The following is an 18,634-nucleotide window of genomic DNA, read 5'->3' as shown; positions in this document are numbered from 1 at the left end:
CATTTCCTCATCCCATTGGAGAACAGAGCACCATGAGCAAGACACTCGCCTTCATCGGCAGTGGCAACGTCGGCGGCACCTTGGCCCGCCTTGCTGTCACCGCAGGCCTGGACGTCGTCCTGAGCAACTCCCGCGGCCCCGAGTCCCTCGCCGGTCTCGTCGCCGAACTCGGCCCCCGCGCCCGGGCGGCCACTGTCGCCGAGGCCGCCGAGGCCGGGGACCTGGTGGTGGTGTCCATCCCGCTGAGCGCCTACGAGAACATCCCGGCCCGGTCGCTGGCGGGCAAGATCGTGATCGACACGCTGAACTACTACCCGGAGCGCGACGGGCGCATCGCCGAGCTGGACGCGAACGAGCTGACGAGCAGCGAGCTGGTGCAGCGCCACCTGGCCGACTCCCGTGTGGTCAAGGCGGCCAGCAACATCGTCTCCAGCCAGCTGTTCAGCCTTGCCCGCCCCTCGGGTGCGCCGGACCGCAGTGCCATGCCGATCGCCGGCGACGATGCCGCCGCCAAGGCGGAGATCGTGGAGTTGCTCGACCTCCTCGGCTACGACGCGGTGGACATCGGCACGCTCGCCGACAGCTGGCGCAGCGAACCGGGCACGCCCGTCTACGGCAAGGCCTACTACGGGGAAGTACCCAAGGACGTGAGCTTGGACAAGACGATGGAATGGATCTTCCAGGCGCCGGGCGTTCCTGTGCCTGCCGACCGCGTGAGGGAACTGACCGCCACGGTTGTCCGGGGTCCCGCGGGCGGCAGCTTGTCGGTCGACGCCTGGACCTGAGTGCAGGGCATCGCGGAAGAAGAGATGGAACCGGAATTCCTGACCGGGTCCGGACACCGACCCACCGCGGTGGTTCCGGCCGCCAGCGGGGAGACAGACGCCTGCGACTGCTGCGACTGAGCCGACACCTGCACAAGGCAGAGGACCCTGGCCGTCACACGGCCGGGGTCCTCTTCGGCCCAGACCATCTCCGCGAGCGTGGTCTTCCCGCAGCCCCCGACGGCTCAGTCAGAGACCGCCGATCCATGGATAAACCGTCCTCTCCCGCCCCCGCGCGGGGGCCCCTACGGTCGAGACCGCGGGCACTCACCGGCCCGCCGTACCGAAGGAGCAAGACCCCCATGAAGATCACCGGCAACACGATCCTGATCACCGGCGGCACCTCGGGCATCGGCCTCGGTCTGGCCCTGCGTCTGCACGAGGCCGGCAACAAGGTGATCGTCGCCGGCCGGCGCAAGGAACTCCTCGACGACATCACGTCCGAGCACCCGGGCATCGACGCGCTCGTCCTCGATGTCGCGGACCCCGACTCGATCGCCCGGGCCCGTGAGACCGTGGCGGCGAGCCATCCGGGGCTGAACGTCCTGATCAACAACGCCGGCATCATGCAGCTGGAGAGCATCCTCGACCCGGCCGGACTCCAGGTCGCCGAGGACCACGTCGCGACCAATCTGCTCGGCACGATCCGGATGACGTACGCCTTCCTGCCGCTGCTGGCGGGCAAGGACGACGCGGTCGTCATGAACGTCACCTCCGCGCTGGCGTTCGTCCCCTTCCCGAGCACCCCGACCTACAGCGCGACCAAGGCCGCACTGCACTCCTTCTCCGAGAGCCTGCGCATCCAGCTCGCCGGTGCCGGTGCCGGCGCCGGCGTCCAGGTGATCGAGGTGGTCCCGGCGGGCGTGCGCACGACGCTGATGGGCCAGCAGGACAGCGAGCAGTCCATGCCGTTGGACGACTTCCTCACCGAGGCCCTCGGCCTGCTGCGCGAGAAGCCCGACGCGAAGGAGATCGTCGTCGGGTCCGCCAGGTTCATCCGCGACGCGGTGGCCACCGGCTCCTACGACGACGTCCTCGCCATGATGACCAGCAACTGACCGACCTGTTATTTCCGACGGGAAACAACAGCACGCGGGCGCCCGGCCGACACGGCGGACATCGTCGTGTCGGCCGGGCCGGGCGACGAGGCCCGGGGCCTGTCCAAAGCGGCAGGCGTCCTCGACAGAGACCGTCGCAGCAGCCGCCGTCCATGCCGACGGCCTGCGCCGCACCGCCGACAGCCAGTGATTTTCCCAGCAGGTCATGCAGGTCATGCAGGTCAGGTGATCATCGGGGCCTCTCACCGAGAGCGCTATCGGCGTCGGCCGTACGAGCGGCTTCGCGCGGGCGGAAGAGGAGGGCTCAGCCATGGATCGGCGGTCTCTGGATAGCCGGGCGGGATGCGGCGAGGATGGACGGCATGGACAAGAAGGAACTGGCGGAATTCCTGCGTCACCGGCGTGAGACGTTGCGCCCCCGCGACGTCGGGCTGGTGGAGGGGCCGCGCAGGCGGACGCAGGGGCTGCGGCGCGAGGAGGTCGCGCAGCTCGCCGGCATGTCCACCGACTACTACGCTCGGCTGGAACAGCAGCGTGCTCCGCAGCCCTCCGTGCAGATCACCGCGGCGCTCGCCCGGGCACTGCGGCTGACCCTGGACGAACGCGACCACCTCTTCGTCCTCATCGGCCACAACGCCCCGGCCCGCTTCCACCGCTCCGAACACGTCAGCCCGACGCTGATGCGGGTCCTGGACCGCCTCGACGACTCTCCGGCCATGGTGCAGACCGACATGTTCGACACCCTCGCGATGAACCCCCTGGCCATCGCACTCCTCGGCGACCAGACCCGCCACACCGGCCTGGCCAGCAGTGGCTACTACCGCTGGTTCATGGACCCGGCCGAACGCCTGATGGTTCCCGAGGAAAGCCGCGAACAACACGGCCGCGCCCAGGCAGCACGCCTGCGGGCCGCGCTGAAAGCCGGCAGCGACACCCCCCGGGCCGCCCGGATCCTCGCCGAACTCCAGGAACACAGCCCCGAGTTCGTCCGCATGTGGGAACTCCAGGAGGTTGCACAGAGCTACGACGACTGCAAGACCATCCTCCATCCTCAGCTCGGCCGCATCGAGGTCGACGCCCAGCTGCTGTACACCGAAAACCGCGCCCAGACCCTGGTGGTACTGACCACCCGCCCCGGCACGGAGAGCCACAGCAAACTCGAACTGCTCTCCGTCATCGGACACCAGCAACTCACCCCCTGACGTCCTGGACCCGGGGACCGGGCCAAGGCTCGGCGCGGGAGGGGCCGGACAAGGTCACCCTGCTTTAGTACTGCAGCAGTACTTCGTGGCTTGACCTGGGGAAACGTCGAGCTATGGGAGTGTAGCGGGCGGGAGGTCGTCACACGGCTTCTGCCCGCACGCCCCTCGAGGGAGTGCCCCCGACTGCGGTAGTGGCAGCGACGGGCCACCGCTTGGCGTCGTCGGCGCCAGTGCGACCAGCTCAACATGTGAGTGAGGGGGTGAAGGTCCCGAAGCCCGCCGGGACGGCTACCGCGCCCACCTCGCCACCGAACCCGGCACCGGCATCATCACCGACGAGCAACTCACCAAAGCCACCGGCGCCGAAAACTCCGACCCCGCCATCGCCGAACAGTTCCTCGCCAACGACATCGCCACAACACCGAAACCATCGACAGCACGGACAACGACCGGGCCGACAGCGACGCCCCGGCACAGCCGGTTCGAGGTCGCCGTTCAGGGACCGCGCGAGTTCTGGCATCGGATGGTTTGGGCGTCATGTGGTCGTGTGGTGCTTTTTGGTCAGGGGGTGGAGGTGGGGTAGAAGGCGTTGATCTCGGCCAGGACGCGGTCGGGTGCTTCGTGGACGAGGAAGTGTCCGGCGCCGGGGACGACGGCGGAGGTGGCGTGGGGGGCGGCGTCCTGGACGGTCGGCAGGAATATGTCGGCGAGTGCGGCCTGGGTGATCATGCGGACCGGGATGGTCAGCGGGGTGTCCTGGAGTGTGGTGTTGTCGGCCTCGTCCTGGGTCAGGGTCCGGTAGAGCTCGAAGCCGGCGTGCAGGACCTGGGGGCGGGAGTACACCCGGACGAACTCGGCGAGTTCGTCGTCGGAGACGTTCTCGTCGGCGGTCTTCATACTCTGGAAGAAGCGGGTGAGGAAGGTTTCGACCCGGCCTGTGACCAGTTCCTCGGCGAGCGGATTCTGCAGGAAGAATGAGAAGTGCCAAGATACCGATGCGAGGGTGGCGAACTTCAGGTTCTTGCCAACAAGAGCGGCGTCCATGAGGAACAGGCCCGCCACCTGGTCGCGGTACTGGGCGGCCAGTGGGTAGGCGACGTTGAGGCCGTGGTCGTGGGCGACGACCTGTACGTTCTCGTGGTGGCCGAGGTGGTTGAGCAGCTTGTGGACGTAGGTGGCCAGGACCGTCTTGGTCATGGAGGGCGGGTTTCCGGTCGAGTCGCCCATGCCCGGCAGGTCGATGGCGATGACGGTGCGGCCGGGCAGCAGCGAGGACATGATCGGGCGGTACTCGTACCAGCTCTGCGGCCAGCCGTGCAGCAGCACCATGACCTGCGGGCCGTCGCCGCCGATGACGTAGTGCATCTGCACCTCGTCGATGGTGGTGAAGCCGTGCCGGAAGTACTTGTTGAACTCCGCGTCGTCCTTGGTCGCCGCGTCGTAGCCGGGGCTGAGCGGCTCCTCCGACCCGACGGCTACGGCGGTGGTGAAAGCGTTCATGGCGGTGTTACGTCCTTTTTAGGGGAGTTACAGGTTGTGGGGGGTGATCGAGCCGCTGTTGCCGAAGCATGAGCGGCGGTTCCGGTACCCGGGGCGTAAGCGGATCGATGACCGCAAGGCGCTCCAGGGTGTGCTGTTCGTCCTCTTCACAGGTGTCCAGGGGGAGTTTCTGCCGCAGGAGTTGGGGTTCGGTTGCGGTCCTACCTGCTGGCTGCGGCTGGGCGAGTGACAGGAGTCCGGGGTTGTGGGAGGAGCTCCAGCGGGTGCTGCTGGATGGGTTGCGGGCGGCGGACCGTCTCGACTTCTGCCGCGCCACCATCGACGCCTCGCACAATGCAGGCCAAATGGGGCCACGCAGCCCGAATGTCGGTCCGAGTCCGGTTGACCGTGTACGGTCGGGCTCAAAGCGTCACGTGCTGACCGATGCCCGCGGCACCCCGCTGCGCGTGTCGCTGACCGGCGGTCACCGTGTCGCCCGGCTTGTGCCGCTGATCGCCAGCCTTGGGCCGGTGCGGGACAAGCGGGGCCGCCCCCGGCACAAACCCAGGATGCTGTATTCCGACCGCGGCTACGACTACGACCTCTATCACTGCCAACTGCGCGAGCGCGGCATCACACCGAAGATCGCCCGACGCGGCCGGCCGCACGGCTCGGGCCCGGCCAAGGTCCGCTGGGACGCCGAGTCCGCCATCGCCTGGCTCCATGGCCCTCGCCGCCTGCGGAGCCGGTGGGAAGTACGCGACGACATGCACGACGCCTTCCTGCAACTCGCCCACTGCATGACAGTCGCCCGCAAGCACCCGGCGTTTTGAAGAAACCCCTAGAAGCGATGTGGCCACGTGAGATGGATGACCCGCCGGGAAATGCGCCAGCCGTCATCGGTGCGGCGCAGGTCGTCGGCGTAGACGACGCTGGCGACGCCACCGTCCTCCAGCAGGCTCAGACCCTTGGATCGGGCCCGCGCCTCGTCGCCCGGGCCTTCCGACACGACGATGTTCGTCGTGTGGTGGGCTTTCGCGTGTCCGGGGGCGCTCATGAAGGTCGCGATCGCGTCCAGCCCGACGACCGGCTCGCCGCCGAAGACGCTGCCGTCCCACACCGCGTCTTCGGTGAGGCATTCGCCGAGACGGTCCAGTTCATGGTCGTCCATGATGTGCGCCCACAGCGCCACGGCCCTGCTGATTTCGACGGTGTCTTCATTCGTGGGTTTCACGTTCGGCTCTCCGTTTTGCGCGTTGCTGGATCAGGTCTTGGCGCCGCTCAACATGGCCGGCACCTGGTGGAAGGCACCGTTGGCCTCGGCGATTCACTCCTTCGCCGCAGGGGCCGCGCGCGCCCGGCCCCTCTCGACTATGGGGGTGTATCGGCGGGGGCGGGAGAGGATCACATATCCATGGACCGACAATCCTCCTCAGCCGGTCATCATGGAGATCGTGCACGAGAAGGAGCTGCGGACCCTAGTGTCTCGTGATCCTGATCGCATTACTTCGAGTTGTTCTTGACGAGTTTCTTCACGCTGGTCTGGAAGAGTCGGACCTTCGCGAGGATCTCGTCGGCGGGCGGTCCAGGCGAAGGGCTTCGTACTCGCGTTCCAGGAGTCGATGTCGGCGCGGATCTGTTTGACCAGGACGTTGACGCTGGAACCCGAAGACCTCGTCACCGACCGCGACGCCGGTCACGCCCTCCCCGACCTCGTCGAGTCGCCAGGACTTGAGGCGGGCGAAGGCGCGTTCGTCTGGAGCGCGGAGACGGGCAGTCGCGGTTGTACTGCTGGAGTGCTCCGGAAGTTCACGGTGGCCGTAGATAAGGGGTGCAGACGGTGGCGCCGGCGCTTCAGAGGCGCGATCGGGCGTAGATGAGCCACGAGACGTGCTCAACCAGCTCGTACGGAACGTCGGGCATGGGCTGCACAGGGAGCACAGCCGGGTACCGGGATGCTCCGCGGCGTCCAGTGCCTGGTCCAGGGTCAGCAGCGGCGCCCCGGCGGGTGCTTCCTCGCAGTCGACGGCGTGGACGACGCCTCAGCCGGGACCGCGGCCGGCGTCCAACTTCTACAGAAACCAGTCCGACGGCCGGCGTTCGCTTCACAAGGCAGAGACGGCGGATCCATGGATAAACCGTCCTCTCCCGCCCCTGCGCGGGCGTCTCTAGGGTCGGGGCTGCGGGCGCTCACCGGCCCGCGGAAGCGAAAGAACGCCAGGGAAGAGGCCACCCCCATGAAGATGACCGGCAATACGATCCTGATCACCGGCGGCACCTCGGGTATCGGCCTGGGTCTGGCCCTGCGTCTGCACGAGGCCGGCAACAAGGTGATCGTCGCCGGCCGGCGCAAGGAACTCCTCGACGAGATCACGGCCGGGCACCCGGGCATCGACGCGCTCGTCCTCGATGTCGCGGACCCCGACTCGATCGCCCGGGCCCGTGAGACCGTGGCGGCGAGCCATCCGGGGCTGAACGTCCTGGTCAACAACGCCGGTATTCAACTGCTGGAGAGCATCCTCGACCCGGCCGGACTCCAGGTCGCCGAGGACCACGTCGCGACCAATCTGCTCGGCACGATCCGGATGACGTACGCCTTCCTGCCGCTGCTGGCGGGCAAGGACGACGCGGTCGTCATGAACGTCACCTCCGCGCTGGCGTTCGTCCCCTTCCCGATCACGCCGACCTACAGCGCGACCAAGGCCGCGCTGCACTCCTTCTCCGAGAGCCTGCGCATCCAGCTCGCCGGTGCCGGCGCCGGCGTCCAGGTGATCGAGGTGGTCCCGCCGCCCGTGCGCACGACCCTGATGGGCCAGCAGGACAGCGAGCAGTCCATGCCGTTGGACGACTTCCTCACCGAGGCCCTCGATCTGCTGCGCGAGAAGCCCGACGCGAAGGAGATCGTCGTCGAGCGTGCCAGGTTCATCCGCGACGCGGTGGCCACCGGCTCCTACGACGACGTCCTCGCCATGATCAGCGGCAGCTGACCGACCTGAAATGACCGACGCGGAACGGTAAGGAAGCGCCTTGGCCTCGCCCCGGTCGTCGCCCAGGGGGCGACAGGCTTCGTCCGGAGCGCCGAGGGGCACGCGCGCCTCGTCCGACACAGCGAACATCATCGTGTCGGACGGGCCGGGCGACGACGCCGGGGGCCGGTAAAAGGGTTGGGGCTCCCCGACAGGGGACCGACGCTGCGGGCCGTCTTCCAGACCGACGGCCTGCGGCGCACCGCCGACAGCCGGCGAATTTCCCAGCGGGTCAGGTGACCATCGGGTCGTCTCGCTGCGAGCGTCCTCGGCGTCGGCCGTGCGCGCGGCTTCGCGCGGGCGGAAGAGGAGGGCTCAGCCATGGATCGGCGGTCTCTGGATAGCCGGACGGGATGCGGCGAGGATGGACGGCATGGACAAGAAGGAACTGGCGGAATTCCTGCGTTACCGGCGTGAGACGTTGCGCCCCCGCGACGTCGGGCTGGTCGAGGGGCCACGCAGGCGTACGCAGGGATTGCGCCGCGAGGAGGTCGCCCAGCTCGCCGGCATGTCCACCGATTACTACGCCCGGCTGGAACAGCAGCGTGCTCCGCAGCCCTCCGTGCAGATCACCGCGGCGCTCGCCCGGGCACTGCGGCTGACCCTGGACGAACGCGACCACCTCTTCGTCCTCATCGGCCACAACGCTCCGGCCCGCTTCCACCGCAGCGAACACGTCAGCCCGACGCTGATGCGGGTCCTGGACCGCCTCGACGACACCCCGGCCCTGGTGACGACCGACCTGGTCGACACCCTCGCGATGAACCCCTTGGCCGTCGCGCTGCTCGGCGACCAGACCCGCCACACCGGTCTGGCCAGCAGTGGCTACTACCGCTGGTTCATGGACCCGGCCGAACGTCTGGTGTATCCCGAGGAGACCCACGAACAGCACGGCCGCGCCCAGGCAGCGCGCCTGCGGGCCGCGCTGACAGCCGGCAGCGACACCCCCCGGGCCGCCCGGATCCTCGCCGAACTCCAGGAACACAGCCCCGAGTTCGTCCGCATGTGGGAATTGCAGGAGGTCGCCCGCTACGGCGACTGCAAGACCCTTCTCCATCCTCAGCTCGGCCGCATCGAGGTCGACGCCCAGCTGCTGTACACCGAAAACCGCGCCCAGACCCTGGTGGTGCTGACCACCCGCCCCGGCACGGAGAGCCACAGCAAACTCGAACTGCTCTCCGTCATCGGACACCAACAGCTCACCCCCTGACGTCCCGGACCGGGGGACCGGGCCAGGCATGGTGTAGCCGCACGGCTTTTGCCCCCTGCGCTCTACGGCCAAATATGTCGGCCCCTGCGATGTCTGGGCTCCGCGCTCGGGCCGCCGGTTTGACCGGATGCCGCCTCCGTTTTACTCTCGAACATGTACGGAGGCAGCATCCGTTTTGATGCGGTCGCACGGTCGGGGCAGGCAGGAGGGCGCATGAGCGCCGGTGGACAGCGGGGACGCAAGCCCCGTGCGGACGTGCAGCGCAACCGCGCGGCCCTTCTGGAGACCGCGCAGCGTCACTTCCTGCAGCACGGGGTCGGCACCTCCCTCGAGGCGGTGGCCAAGGAGGCGGGCGTCGGGCCTGGCACCCTGTACCGGCACTTCCCCACCCGGGAAGCGTTGCTGGCGGCCGTGCTGCAGACCCGCTCCGAGGAACTGGTGGCGCGCCAGGCGGACATCGAGCAGCTCGGCGACCCGGCCGAGGCGCTGGAGCAGTGGCTGCGGGCGATGGAGGAGTACTTCAGCGCCTTCAGCGGGCTGCCGGACCCGCTCATGGCCGCGGCCCGGGCGCAGGAGCCGGACAACCCGCTCACCATTCCCTGCCACATCCTCATCACCGCCACCGATCAGTACGTGCGAGCCGCACAGCTCGCGGGGCGCGTGCGCGCGTCGGTGCGGGGGCACGACCTGTTCCTCGCGGCCTGTTCCGTCGCCTGGATCAAGGGCACCGGTACCGAGGAGGAGCCGCTCGACCGGCTCCGCACGCTCATCGCGAGCGGCTACCGCCAACAGGACACCCAGGCGTAAACCGCCAGCCACCCCTGCCCCGACCTCCGCAACGCCAGGCGGCACCACCACCCGGCCATCACCTCGCGCTGCCCTCAGGGGCAGCACAACCTCTGAAGGAACAAATCATGAAAATTACTGTCATAGGCGCTGGTGCCATCGGCGGGAACCTCGCTGCCAAGCTCAGCACGGCCGGTCATGACGTCCAGGTGGCCGACGCCCGCGGCCCCGAGGCCGTCCGGGCGGAGGTGCTGGAGTCCGGGGCCCGCGCGGCGGACCTCGCCGAGGCCGTCCAGGGCAGGGACGTCATCGTCCTGTCGATCCCGTTCGGGGTGGCGGGCCGGCTGGCGGACCTGTTCGCGTCGGTGCCCGACGAGACGGTGGTCATCGACACGTCGAACTACTACCCCGGCATGCTCAGCGAGCCGATCGAGGCGGTGGACGACGGCCAGGTGGAGAGCGCGTACACCGCCGAGCTGCTCGGCCGCCCCGTGGTCAAGGCGTGGAACGCCGCGCTGGCCGAAACCCAGCGGGCCAAGGGCGTCCCGGCCGGAACACCCGGCCGCCTCGCCATCCCCGTCGCCGGCGACAGCGAGGAGGCGCGGCGCGTGGCCATGCAGCTCGTGGACGACACCGGCTTCGACCCCTACGACGCCGGCACCCTGGCCGACTCCTGGCGCCAGCAGCCCAACAGCCCCGCCTACTGCACCGAACTGACCCTGGAGGAACTGCCGGCGGCCCTGGCCGCGGCCGACCGCGCCAAGGACGCGGCCATCCGCGACACCCTCCCGGAACGCTTCGCCGCCCTCGGTGCCGACCCCACCGTCGACGACGTCGTCGAGATGAACCGCGCCGCCCACCGCTGAGTCACCCGACGCGGCTCTCGTGCACCCAATGGCACGAGGGCGGCGGCCTCGGCAGCCCACGAAAACACAGGACGAACACGAAGAGCGCACAGTCCACTCCACGCTGTGACCTGCGGTCTCGGCACGCCGCTGCCTGCGAGCATCCGCACGCCTGCCGGTACCCACAGGGTGCGTCCGCAGCCGCGGCGGCCTCCGCGCAGCGCAGCATGGCAGATGGCGCGCGCCACGGAGAGGAACCGCCTTGCCAGGCATCGCATCACCCTTCACTGACATCGCACGCTCCCGCCGCTCCCCCCGGCGGTTCCTGCCCACTGCCCTGTCCCCTGCGGACATTCGCGGTGTGCTGGAAGACGCGCAGACCGCCCCCTCGAACAGCAACACCCAGCCGTGGACGGTGCACGTCGTCTCGGGTGCGGCGCGGGACGCCCTGGCCGAACAGCTGCTCCGGGCCGAGGAGGAGGGGCGGACCTCCCCGGATTTCACCGACGGCTACGGCGACGGCCTCTACCTGGAGCGCTCGCGGGCCCTGGGCGCGAGTGTCTACCGGGCCCGGGGCGTCGAGCGATCGGACCGGGACGGCAGGAGGGCGGCGGTCCGCGAGAACCTGGAGTTCTACGGCGCGCCCCATGCCGCCCTCCTGTTCATGCCGGCCCTCGGAGACGGGGTACGGACGGCCGGCGACATCGGCATGTACGCGCAGAACTTCCTGCTCTCGCTGGCGGCCCGCGGGCTGGCCGGCATCCCGCAGACCGTACTCGGCGTCTACGCCGACACCGTCCGCGAGTTCCTGGGTGTCCCCGCGGAGCTCAAGCTGCTGTTCGGCATCTCCTTCGGCATGGCCGACCCGGCGGCACCGGTGAACACGCTCCGCACGGAGCGGGTTCCGCTGCAGCGGAGCGTGATCCTGCATGACACCCCAGGAGTCCTCGGCAGGCAGTAGTTCCTCCGCCCTCAGGGCCCAACCGGCCACCTGGGCGCGGGCCGCCACCCGGCTGGCCCTCGCCCGGCGCCCGCACGGCCTTTGACAATACGGATGGCGCCTCCGTATTGTCGATGCAGTAATCGGAGGCACTCTCCGTTTCCCGTCTCCCGGTCTGGAGAAGTAACCGTGACAAGCCGACAGATGGTCCTGGGAATGCAGTTCAGCGGCGGATACGGGGCCGCACCCGGGGCCTGGCGGCTGCCGGGTGCGAACCTGAAGAGCTACACGGACATGAACCAGTTCGTGCGTTACGCGCAGACGGCCGAGCGCGGCAAGATCCAGCTGCTGTTCATCGCCGACACCCCGGTACTGGACGTCGACCTCGACCACCATGCCCCGCACCACATGATCGACCCGCTGCTGATCCTGACCGTCCTCGCGCGCGAGACCGAGCGGATCGGCCTGGTCACCACCGCCTCCACCACGTTCACCGAGCCCTACAACCTCGCCCGCCAGTTCAAGGCCCTGGACGTGATCAGCCACGGCCGGGCCGGCTGGAACGCGGTGACCACCTCCGACCCCGCCGCCGCCGCGAACTTCGGCGCGACGATCCCGCCGCGCGCGGAGAAGTACGAGCGCGCCCACGAGGTCATCCAGATAGTGCAGGGGCTGTGGGGCAGCTGGGAGAAGGACGCCTGGCTGCTCGACGTCGACGGCAAGCGGTTCGCCGACATGGAAAAGATCCAGCCGGTCAACCTCCAGGGCAAGCACACCGCCTCCCGCGGCCCGCTGCCCATCCCCCCGTCCGAGCAGGGCCAGCCGGTCATCTTCCAGGCAGGCGGCGGCAGTTACGGCCTGGAACTCGCGGGCCGCTACGCCAGCGGCGTCTACGCCAACCCGTACACCATCGAAGACGCCCGAGCCCAGCGCGAGGCCCTGCGGGACGCCGCCAAACGGGCCGGACGCGACCCGGACGAGGTGAAGATGCTCGCCGGGTTCATGCCGACCATCGCCTCCTCCCGCCAGGCCGGCCTGGAACGGCGCCGCTTCCTGGACGAGGTCGTCGACCTGAACCAACGCGTTCGCTACCTCGGCGTCATGATCGGCCTCCCGCTCGGCCCCAGCCAACTCGACGAGCCGCTGACCGCGGACCAACTCGCCGACGCCGTGCCCAGCCCGCACGACCCGCGCTCCGCTCGCGCCGTCGAAGTGGCCCGGGAAGGCTGGACCCTGCGCGACGTGCTCGCCCACGGTGTCATCGACTACCACCCGGTGGTCGCCGGCACCGCCGCCGACGTGGCCGACCACATGCAGCAGTGGTTCGAGGCAGGGGCCTGCGACGGCTTCTCGATCGCCGTCGACGGCTACCACGACGGCTTCGACGCCTTCGTCGACCAGGTCGCCCCGATCCTGCAGGAACGCGGCCTGTTCCACGACGACTACGAAGGCCCCACCCTGCGCGAGAACCTCGGCGCCCACGAGCAGTATGGCCTGGACCCGCGCCTCACGAAGCCCGCCCGGTCATGACCGCCACCGGAAAGGTCAGAGAGGGTGCCTCGTGAGCGGACATGGGACAGGTCGCGGCTGCCCGAGTGCGGCAGGCGAGCTGGGGGAAGGCGTCCTCCCAAACGGTACGCACGGTGCGACCGACCAGGGCGCGCAGCACTGGCCACAACTGGAGGAGCAGGTCCTGGTTGAGGTAGCGGGGCAGGTCGTCGCGCAGTCCCTCATGCAGGACGGTGCGGTACAGGCCCGTGCGCTGGCGAGGATTGCCCATGTCGTACGAGGTCATCCCGGACCAGGCCATGTGCAGCGGCAGCTCCACGACCCCTTGGATCGGGCCGTGCAACTCCTCCAGCGACTCCGGCAGACGCCGCCGGAACTTCTCCCAGTACAGCGCGAGATCCTCGGCTTCCGCGCCCGAGAAGTTCCTCGGCGCGGGTGCGGGGTGCTCTGAACTCGAGGGCATGTCGCCATCGTGGCGGCCGTGACGTCGTGCGTGTCGTGATGCGCGAGCCGGCGTCCGGAGGGAAGGGGCAGACCCGTACGGGGGTGAGCTGGTACCGGCAGCGTGTCCTGCCCGGAGCGGGAGGGAAGGACTTGTCGGTCATGACGCTCGTTTGACGCTCTGGCCGCACACACGCGGGGTCGTCAGCCGAGAAACAGGTCTTGACCTGGTCTTTTCCGGGACCTGCTCAGGCCGACATCTTTCCGATGACGCATCACGTGGAGTGCGTGGCGATTTTGGAGCCTGCGGCGAAGGGCGCCTGATCTGTACGCCCTCATGTTCTGACGTGTCGTCGGGGCGTCGCCGCGAGCACGCCGGTCATGCGCTTCGCCGGTTCCGCGCCCACGGCGGCCTCCGTTTCGGCACGGTGGCCGTTGCCCGACGGCACAGCGGAGGAGTGCGTCCGTCTTCCGTTGGGCGGTGCCACCGGCACGACACGGCGGCGTACCCGCGACGGCGGTCCCTCGTGGTCAGCTGAGAGGGGAGGAGGCCGGCAGGTTCTGGTCGGCGGCCCAGGAGGCGAGGATGCGCAGCCGCTCGTGGGTGGGGGAGCCGGGTGCGGCCGTCCAGACGGTCAGGTGCTGGTCGGGATCGGTGTTGGCGGTGAGGGTGTCCCAGTCCAGGACGAGTTCGCCGACGCCCGGATGGTTCAGCGTCTTCGTGCCCACCGTGCGTGCGGCGACGCGGTGATCGCCCCACCACTGGGCGAACTGCTTGTCCCGCATGGACAGTTCACCGACCAGCTCGATCAGGCGAGGGTCCTCGGGGTACTTCGCGGCTTCCATCCGCAACTGTGCCACGGAGATGTGCGCCGAGGTCTTCCAGTCCGCGTACAGGGTGCGCATGGCCGGATCCGTGAAGATGATCCGCGGGTAATTGCGGTGCTTTTCCGGGATCCGGGAGAAGTCGGTGACCAGTGCGGCCGCCAGCGCGTTCCAGGCGAGGATGTCCCCGCGCCGGCCCTGCACGATGGCCGGGGTGGCGGTGAGGTCGTCCAGGACGCGCTGCAACTGCGGCTGGACCTTCTGCCGGCCGCGCCGCCGGGTGCGGCCGGTGGTCTTGCCCGCGAGTTGGAAGAGGTAGCCCCGCTCGTCGTCATCCAGATGGAGTACCTGGGCGAGAACGTCCAGCACGGGCGCCGACGCCTGCATACGGCCCTGTTCGAGACGGGTGTAGTAGTCGGTGCTGATGCTGGCGAGCTGGGCGACCTCCTCGCGGCGCAGCCCGGCCACCCGGCGCGGCTTGCCGGTGTCGGGCAGTCCGACCGTGCGCGGGCTCAGCTCGGAGCGGCGCTTCTTGAGGAATTCTCCCAGCTCATTGAGGGGAACGTTGGCGGTCATGCTTCCCAGCATGACACCGATGCCACTCGGGAAAGGGGGGAGAATTTACTCCCAGGATGTTCTCCTCCCAGGATGGATTTCTCCGCTTTTCGCGTCTGCCCTCGCGTGTGAGGCTCGAAAACGAGCAGCCGATTGCGAACAGCCAATCGCGATCACCGGCTGCGGCTCACCGACCCTCGCACCGAAGGAAGCAACCCCATGCGCGGAGCAGTCATCTACGCCCCTGGCGACGTGCGCTTCGAGGAGCTCGACGACCCGAAGATCATCAACCCGACCGACGCGGTGATCCGCACGGTCGCCACCTGTGTGTGCGGCTCCGACCTGTGGCCCTACCGCGGCGCGGAACCGATCGGCGACCCGCACCCGATGGGCCACGAGTACGTCGGCATCGTCGAGGAGGTCGGCAGCGGGGTCGCCAACGTCAAGCCGGGCCAGTTCGTCGTCGGGTCGTTCGCCACCTCGGACAACACCTGCGCCAACTGCCGTAACGGCTGGCAGTCCTCCTGTCTGCACCGCGAGTTCATGAGCACCTGTCAGGCCGACCACGTGCGCATCCCCAACGCCCACGGCACCCTCGTCGCCACCGACGAGCACCCGGCCGGCGAACTCGTGCCGAGCCTGCTCGCCGTCTCCGACGTGATGGGCACCGGTTGGTACGCCGCCCTCGCCGCCGAGGTGAAGCCCGGCTCCACCGCCGTGGTCGTCGGTGACGGGGCGGTCGGCCTGTGCGGGGTCATCGCCGCCAAGGAGCTCGGCGCTGAGCGGATCATCGCCATGAGCCGCCACGCCTCCCGGCAGGAGCTCGCCCTGGAGTTCGGAGCCACCGACATCGTCGCCGAGCGCGGCGACGAAGGCATCGCCCGCGTCAAGGACCTCACCGAAGGGGTCGGCGCCGACTCCGTGCTGGAGTGTGTCGGCACCGCCGAGTCGATGCGGCAGGCCCTGAGCTCCACCCGGCCCGGCGGCAACGTCGGCTTCGTCGGCGTCCCGCACGAGGTGGCGGTCGACGGCCAGGAGCTGTTCTTCTCCCACGTCGGGCTGCGCGGCGGACCCGCACCCGTACGCCGCTTCCTGCCCGACCTCATCGACCGTGTCCTCACCGGCCGGATCAACCCGGGCAAGGTCTTCGACCTCACCCTGCCCCTGGACCAGGTCGCCGAGGGATACCGGGCGATGGACGAGCGCCGCGCCATCAAGACCCTCCTCAAGCCCTGACCCCCAGCCCGGCGACCGGCTTGCACCTGTCGAGCAGCACGGAACGCCTCGGCCCCATACAAGGAACGCCTCACACAAGGAACGACGTACCCCCATGACGACCTTCGCGCTCATCGGCGCCGGCCCCGGTCTCGGGCTGGCCACCGCCCGCCGCTTCGGAACCGCCGGCCACGCCGTCGCCCTCATCGCACGCAACGCCGAGCGCCTGGAGGAGATGACCACCGAGCTGGCCCGTGACGGCATCCAGGCCCGCGGCTTCACCGCCGACGTCCTCGACACCGAGTCGCTGAGCGCCGGCCTGTACGCGGCCGCGGCCGCCCTGGGGCCCATCGAGATCCTTCAGTACAGTCCGGTGCCCCGTGCCGACTTCATGAAGCAGCTCCTCGACACCGGCGCCGACGACCTCGACGCGCCGCTCGCCTTCTCCGTCAAGGGCCCGGTCACCGCGGTGCGCGCCGTCCTGCCCGGCATGCGCGAACTCGGCCGCGGCACCCTGCTGTTCGTCAACGGCGGCAGCGCCGTACGCCCCAACCCGAACGTCGCCGGCACCTCGATCGCCTTCGCCGCCGAAAGCGCCTACGCCCGCATGCTGCACGACACGCTCGGCCCGGAGAACATCCATGCCGCCCAGCTGATCATCCCCGGCGCCATCCGGCCCGACGCCGAGTACAGCAGCCCCGATGTGCTGGCGCAGCGGCTGTACGACATCCACCGGCAGCGGGACGGCTTCCGCCACTACTCCGAGCCGCTGCCCGACCAGCCACTGGAAGAGGCGTGAAGCCCGCACCCCTGCGCGCTTTCACCCGTGGGGTCCCGGCCGCCGCCCTGCTGCTCGTCGGCACCGCCTGCACCAGCGATTCCCCGGCCGCCTCCCCCTCCGCGTCGCCACAGGCTCCGACAGCTCCGGCCGCCACCACATCACCCGGCAGGACGACCGCCATGCACATCCGGCTCACGCTCAACGGCCACCGCATCGCCGCCACGCTGAACGACAGCGCCACCGCCCGTGACTTCGCCGCCCAGCTCCCGCTCACCTTGTCGCTGCGCGACTTCCACCAGGCCGAGAAGATCGCCGACCTGCCGCGAAAGCTGTCCACCTCCGGCGCCCCGCAGGGCACCGACCCCGAGGTCGGTGACCTGGCGTACTACGCGCCCTGGAACCAGCTCGCCACCTACTACCGCGACGCCCCCTACGCGACCGGCCTGGTCCCCCTCGGACGCATGGACCGGAGGGGCGTGGAGCAGCTCGCCACCGCCGACGAGATCACCATCGAGGTCGCGCCGGGCGCGGGCCACCGCTCAGGGCGCTGAGCCGCCGGGCTCGCCGCCCCGGCTACCACGATCGCCCGATGTCCACGCACTCGACAGCACTCGTACGGAGACCACGACGTGAACCCCACATACGACTTCACCGGCCAGGTCGCCTTCGTCACCGGCGCCGGCGCAGGTATGGGACTGGCCACCGCCCGCGCGTTCGCCGCGTCGGGAGCCGCCGTCGCCCTCACCGACATCGACGAAGCGGCCCTGAACGCGGCCGCGAAGGAACTCACCGACGCCGGCCACCGGGCGCTCGCCCTCAGCTGCGACGTCAGCGACGAGGACCAGGTCGCCGCCGCCGTCGACCGGACCGTGGAGACCTTCGGCCGCCTCGACATGGCCTACAACAACGCCGGCATCCAGATCCCGCCCAGCGACGCCGCCGAAGAACCCGCCGAGAGGTTCGACCGCGTCAACGCCATCAACCTCCGCGGTGTCTGGGCCTGCATGAAACACGAACTCCGCCACATGCGCGCCCAGGGCAGCGGCGCCATCGTCAACTGCTCCTCCCTGGGCGGCCTGGTCGGCCTCCCCGGCCGCGCCTCGTACCACGCCTCCAAGCACGGGGTGATCGGCCTGACCTCCAGCGCAGCCCTCGAATACGCCCCGCGGGGCATCCGCGTCAACGCCGTCTGCCCGGGCACCATCGACACCCCCATGGTCAGCGACATGATCGCCAAGGGCGAACTCGACCGCGCCGAGGCCGAGGCCAACCAGCCCATCAACCGGCTGGGCACCGCCGAGGAGATCGCCCAGGCCGTCCTGTGGCTGTGCAGCCCCGGAGCGGGCTTCGTCATCGGCGTCGCCCTTCCCGTGGACGGCGGCTACGTCGCCCGTTAGGGACGACCCGCGCATCGACCCCCTCGGAGAGAGACCATGGAATTCATCAAGCAGCAGCCCAGCAGCAAGGCCCCGGCGGACTGGTTCACCGGCGATGTCTGGTGGGATGTCATCGTGGCCGGCCAGGCTCCGTCCAGGATGCGCGCCAACCTGGTCCGCTTCTCGCCGGGCGCCCGCACCAACTGGCACTCCCACGCCCTGGGCCAGACCCTGCACGTCGTTTCCGGCACCGCCTTGATCGGCACCCGGGACGGCACCGTCTTCGAGGCCCACCCCGGCGAGACCGTCGCGTGCCCGCCGAACGAGGAGCACTGGCACGGTGCCGCGCCCGACCGGTTCATGGAGCACATCGCCCTGTGGGAGGGCACGGACGACGGCACGCCCGAGACCGCCTGGGCCGAGCCGGTCACCGACCAGCAGTACACCGGCCTCCGCACCCGCAACCAGTAGCCCCGGCCGCGCGAAAACGCCTCCAGGGCGTCGGCCACCCGCTCCTGACGGAGCGTAAAGGGGGAGGAAAGTCTCCCTGCCACGAGCGTTG

General features: G+C 69.5%; 18 protein-coding genes and 3 pseudogenes. 15 read left to right on the top strand and 6 right to left on the bottom strand.

All coding sequences use genetic code 11. From position 1 onward, the window contains the following. The first annotated feature begins 32 nt into the window (after positions 1 to 32). The 3 genes from OG841_RS12215 to OG841_RS12205 all read left to right on the top strand — a co-directional run bounded on the left by OG841_RS12215 (position 33) and on the right by OG841_RS12205 (position 3,084). A complete protein-coding gene (locus OG841_RS12215) occupies positions 33 to 785 on the top strand; it encodes an NADPH-dependent F420 reductase (RefSeq protein ID WP_371564992.1) in 753 nt (250 codons plus the stop codon). A gap of 341 nt (positions 786 to 1,126) precedes the next feature. Beyond that, positions 1,127 to 1,882 (top strand): SDR family oxidoreductase, encoded by a 756-nt coding sequence (locus OG841_RS12210; protein ID WP_371564989.1) that lies wholly within the window; start codon positions 1,127 to 1,129, stop codon positions 1,880 to 1,882. A gap of 362 nt (positions 1,883 to 2,244) precedes the next feature. Then, complete coding sequence (locus tag OG841_RS12205) at positions 2,245 to 3,084, top strand: helix-turn-helix transcriptional regulator (RefSeq protein WP_371564987.1); 840 nt, start codon at positions 2,245 to 2,247, stop codon at positions 3,082 to 3,084. 561 nt (positions 3,085 to 3,645) lie between these two features. Here the strand turns inward: OG841_RS12205 and OG841_RS12200 are convergent. Continuing rightward, positions 3,646 to 4,584: an alpha/beta fold hydrolase gene (locus OG841_RS12200; protein ID WP_371564983.1), complete on the bottom strand. Its 939-nt coding sequence runs from the start codon at positions 4,582 to 4,584 to the stop codon at positions 3,646 to 3,648. A 34-nt stretch (positions 4,585 to 4,618) separates the two neighbouring features. Here OG841_RS12200 and OG841_RS12195 point away from each other — a divergent pair. Beyond that, positions 4,619 to 5,396 (top strand): IS5 family transposase gene (locus tag OG841_RS12195; RefSeq protein WP_371564980.1). Its coding sequence is split into 2 segments (ribosomal slippage): positions 4,619 to 4,810 and positions 4,812 to 5,396, totalling 777 coding nucleotides; the frame shifts between segments, so codons are not numbered across the junction. Positions 5,397 to 5,404: 8 nt separating this feature from the next. Here the strand turns inward: OG841_RS12195 and OG841_RS12190 are convergent. The 3 genes and pseudogenes from OG841_RS12190 to OG841_RS12180 all read right to left on the bottom strand — a co-directional run. Further along, on the bottom strand, positions 5,405 to 5,797 hold the full coding sequence (locus OG841_RS12190; protein ID WP_371564977.1) for a nuclear transport factor 2 family protein: 393 nt from the start codon (positions 5,795 to 5,797) through the stop codon (positions 5,405 to 5,407). 484 nt (positions 5,798 to 6,281) lie between these two features. Continuing rightward, positions 6,282 to 6,414, bottom strand: a pseudogene (locus OG841_RS12185) (IS5/IS1182 family transposase); the annotation flags it as partial. Between the two features lie 77 nt (positions 6,415 to 6,491). Then, positions 6,492 to 6,665, bottom strand: a pseudogene (locus OG841_RS12180) (DUF6233 domain-containing protein); the annotation flags it as partial. Between the two features lie 135 nt (positions 6,666 to 6,800). On the opposite strand from OG841_RS12180, the gene OG841_RS12175 reads away from it, so the two are divergent. The 6 genes from OG841_RS12175 to OG841_RS12150 all read left to right on the top strand — a co-directional run bounded on the left by OG841_RS12175 (position 6,801) and on the right by OG841_RS12150 (position 12,900). After that, positions 6,801 to 7,550 (top strand): SDR family oxidoreductase, encoded by a 750-nt coding sequence (locus tag OG841_RS12175; protein ID WP_371564974.1) that lies wholly within the window; start codon positions 6,801 to 6,803, stop codon positions 7,548 to 7,550. A 412-nt stretch (positions 7,551 to 7,962) separates the two neighbouring features. After that, positions 7,963 to 8,799, top strand: a complete 837-nt coding sequence (locus OG841_RS12170; protein WP_371564972.1) for a helix-turn-helix transcriptional regulator — start codon at positions 7,963 to 7,965, stop codon at positions 8,797 to 8,799. 213 nt (positions 8,800 to 9,012) lie between these two features. After that, a complete protein-coding gene (locus tag OG841_RS12165; protein ID WP_371564969.1) occupies positions 9,013 to 9,606 on the top strand; it encodes a TetR/AcrR family transcriptional regulator in 594 nt (197 codons plus the stop codon). A gap of 107 nt (positions 9,607 to 9,713) precedes the next feature. Next, positions 9,714 to 10,451 carry an NADPH-dependent F420 reductase gene (locus OG841_RS12160; protein WP_371564966.1) on the top strand — a complete coding sequence of 246 codons (738 nt, stop codon included), beginning with the start codon at positions 9,714 to 9,716 and terminating at the stop codon, positions 10,449 to 10,451. A 241-nt stretch (positions 10,452 to 10,692) separates the two neighbouring features. Further along, positions 10,693 to 11,391 carry a nitroreductase gene (locus tag OG841_RS12155; RefSeq protein ID WP_371564965.1) on the top strand — a complete coding sequence of 233 codons (699 nt, stop codon included), beginning with the start codon at positions 10,693 to 10,695 and terminating at the stop codon, positions 11,389 to 11,391. Between the two features lie 168 nt (positions 11,392 to 11,559). Continuing rightward, the gene (locus OG841_RS12150) at positions 11,560 to 12,900 is read left to right on the top strand and encodes an NtaA/DmoA family FMN-dependent monooxygenase (RefSeq protein WP_371564963.1); all 1,341 of its coding nucleotides are present in this window, start codon (positions 11,560 to 11,562) and stop codon (positions 12,898 to 12,900) included. A gap of 52 nt (positions 12,901 to 12,952) precedes the next feature. Here OG841_RS12150 and OG841_RS12145 read toward each other — a convergent pair. Both OG841_RS12145 and OG841_RS12140 read right to left on the bottom strand, forming a co-directional pair. Continuing rightward, a pseudogene (locus OG841_RS12145) lies at positions 12,953 to 13,342 on the bottom strand (hypothetical protein); the annotation flags it as partial. Between the two features lie 509 nt (positions 13,343 to 13,851). After that, a complete protein-coding gene (locus OG841_RS12140) occupies positions 13,852 to 14,733 on the bottom strand; it encodes a helix-turn-helix domain-containing protein (protein ID WP_328641357.1) in 882 nt (293 codons plus the stop codon). Positions 14,734 to 14,919: 186 nt separating this feature from the next. Between OG841_RS12140 and OG841_RS12135 the strand changes: the two genes are divergently transcribed. From OG841_RS12135 to OG841_RS12115, 5 genes are all read left to right on the top strand, one after another. Then, positions 14,920 to 15,936, top strand: coding sequence for a zinc-dependent alcohol dehydrogenase family protein (locus tag OG841_RS12135; protein ID WP_328641358.1), 1,017 nt, complete (start codon positions 14,920 to 14,922; stop codon positions 15,934 to 15,936). Between the two features lie 94 nt (positions 15,937 to 16,030). After that, positions 16,031 to 16,714, top strand: a complete 684-nt coding sequence (locus OG841_RS12130) for an SDR family NAD(P)-dependent oxidoreductase (protein WP_328641359.1) — start codon at positions 16,031 to 16,033, stop codon at positions 16,712 to 16,714. Next, positions 16,711 to 17,247 (top strand): cyclophilin-like fold protein, encoded by a 537-nt coding sequence (locus OG841_RS12125; protein WP_328641360.1) that lies wholly within the window; start codon positions 16,711 to 16,713, stop codon positions 17,245 to 17,247. The genes OG841_RS12130 and OG841_RS12125 overlap by 4 nt, the downstream gene beginning before the upstream one ends. A 78-nt stretch (positions 17,248 to 17,325) precedes the next feature. Then, positions 17,326 to 18,093, top strand: coding sequence for a glucose 1-dehydrogenase (locus OG841_RS12120; RefSeq protein WP_328641361.1), 768 nt, complete (start codon positions 17,326 to 17,328; stop codon positions 18,091 to 18,093). A gap of 36 nt (positions 18,094 to 18,129) precedes the next feature. Beyond that, positions 18,130 to 18,543 (top strand): (R)-mandelonitrile lyase, encoded by a 414-nt coding sequence (locus OG841_RS12115; protein ID WP_328641362.1) that lies wholly within the window; start codon positions 18,130 to 18,132, stop codon positions 18,541 to 18,543. The last annotated feature ends 91 nt before the right edge of the window (positions 18,544 to 18,634 follow it).

It is taken from the genome of Streptomyces canus, assembly GCF_041435015.1.
GTDB classification, from domain to species: domain Bacteria; phylum Actinomycetota; class Actinomycetes; order Streptomycetales; family Streptomycetaceae; genus Streptomyces; species Streptomyces canus_G.
The sequence above is the reverse complement of the archived record's forward strand: the minus strand, read 5'-3'. Positions and strand labels throughout refer to the sequence as shown.